At 35.8% G+C, this 849-nt stretch carries 1 pseudogene; it reads left to right on the top strand.

What is annotated here, in order from left to right:
- Positions 1 to 462 (top strand): annotated as a pseudogene (locus DK866_RS19770) (hypothetical protein); the annotation flags it as partial.
- Positions 463 to 849: the final 387 nt, after the last annotated feature.

The following is an 849-nucleotide window of genomic DNA, read 5'->3' as shown; positions in this document are numbered from 1 at the left end:
ACAGCAAATTTAGCCATGCAGGTGCATAATATTAACACAGACCCAAAAGCGAGCTTTAGTTATGCAAGCTTTGGTTCTTCTTTGTTAACAGGAGGAATAACATCAGGAATGGGGTATTGGGGAACGCTCACAACCAATACAACTGGTGCGGGTATTTCAAGTTTAATTGATGGAGAATCACCTTGGGTCTCAATGGGAGGCGCATTAGTTGGTTCAACAGCCGGCTATGGAGGCACAAAATGGTTAACTCACCATTTTGATAATAAATTTAATCCTTGGTCTAACGGGCTTAAAGAACGCCCATTAGTTTTAATGCCATCAATTACAGCTCCGCCGAGTATATCGCCAATGCCTGGAATTATAGGTAGCCTTCTTGGATCCGCGGGTTCAGAATATTTAAATAAAGAGACTAGCGAAGTATTGAAGAAAATCAAAATAGAGAACGAAAATGAAAGTAATTAATTATTTTTTAATGTTATTTTTTTGTTATTTTGCACTGGTTTTTATTACATTTTTATTGCTTGGTTTTATTGTTGAATCTATTCATTATATGAAATTAGGTATTTTTTACATTGATATATTCTTTTTAAAACAACCGATTATTTTTGGGGGAGTGTTTGGTTTGAGTTTTAGTGGTATTCATCTATTTGTGAATTATTGGGAAAATAAACATTGAGCGGCTAAGTCAATCATTAAATAGATATTAATTTTGTAGTGTCCAGCCAAACATCAGTCTGTAATTACTATCACCAAAGGGCGCAAGACATAATCCTCGGGTGTTATGTTGAATTGCCGAAGGCAATTGCCCTGTGGTGATGAAGGTTGTAGGTGTATAGGTGGCATAAATTT

The sequence above is a fragment of the Proteus genomosp. 4 str. ATCC 51469 genome (assembly GCF_003144375.1).
Taxonomy (GTDB): Bacteria; Pseudomonadota; Gammaproteobacteria; order Enterobacterales; family Enterobacteriaceae; genus Proteus.
This window is presented reverse-complemented; position numbering and strand designations above follow the sequence as displayed.